This is a genomic window from Nesterenkonia salmonea (assembly GCF_005771525.1).
Taxonomy (GTDB): Bacteria; Actinomycetota; Actinomycetes; order Actinomycetales; family Micrococcaceae; genus Nesterenkonia; species Nesterenkonia salmonea.
This window is the reverse complement of record NZ_VAVZ01000110.1, coordinates 1-1,000: the sequence shown is the minus strand read 5'-3', so window position 1 is coordinate 1,000 and position 1,000 is coordinate 1. Positions and strand designations below refer to the sequence as shown.

The window sequence follows — 1,000 nt, the reverse complement described above, 5'->3', positions numbered from 1 at the left end:
AGAGGTTGCGCGGGTAGGCGGGGTGTCGTTGGTTCCCGCGCTCGGGTGTGTCGCTGCAGGCTGACACGGGGAAGTCTTCGATTCGATTGGAAGTGCGAACCACACAATCGAGAAGGAAGGCCTCTTCCCCGTGCCAGCACTTCCATCTTCACTCATCGAACCGCTCTGGGACCAGTTCGAAGCGCTTATACCCCCAGTACAGGACAATCACCCGTTGGGGTGTCACCGACCCCGTGTGCCAGCTCGGATCGTCTTCGAGAAGCTGGTGGCCCGCCTGGTGTTGGGCGGGTCCTACACCAAACACGCTGACCACAGAGTCTCAGCCACCACACTGCGTGCCCGCCGGGATGAGTGGATCACCGGCGGGGTCTTCACCGCCCTGGAACAGCATGTGCTGGAGGCCTTCGACTGGCTGATCGGCCTGGACCTGGAGCACCTGTCTGTGGATGGATGCTGTGTCAAAGCGCCCTGCGGCGGGGACAACACCGGGCCCAATCCCACTGACCGGGGAAAGTCTGGGCAGAAACGCTCGGTGCTCACTGAGGGCCACGGACTGCCGGTCGGAGTCGTGATCGCTGGTGCGAATCGGCATGACTCCCGGCTGCTGGAGTCATCATTGGAGTGCCTCTCACGGTTCGGATTCCACCTGCCGGAGAGGATCAGGGTTGATCTGGATGCCGGCTACGACTCGAAGAAGACCAGAGACACCCTGGACCGGTTGGGGTGTGAGCACCGGATCTCACCGAAGGGTGAGTTCATCAAGATCAACCACACCCGCCGGTGGAAGGTTGAACGGGTCAATTCCTGGCACACCCGCGGCTTCGGACTGCTACAGGTTGTCCTCGACCGCTCGGCCCCTGTCCAGCAGGCCTGGATCCAGCTGGCCAACACCATCATCGTGCTCAAGCGCCTACTCAAAGAAACCTGGCCACGATTCCGGTGGGATTCACGGCCTGTCAAGCAATACCAATGGCGATAAGCCCCAAACCGCGCAATCTCT

1 protein-coding gene is annotated in these 1,000 nt (G+C 61.4%); it reads left to right on the top strand.

Annotated elements, in window-relative coordinates:
• The first annotated feature begins 130 nt into the window (after nucleotides 1-130).
• A complete protein-coding gene (locus FEF26_RS15485) occupies nucleotides 131-979 on the top strand; it encodes an IS5 family transposase (protein ID WP_138254424.1) in 849 nt (282 codons plus the stop codon).
• The last annotated feature ends 21 nt before the right edge of the window (nucleotides 980-1,000 follow it).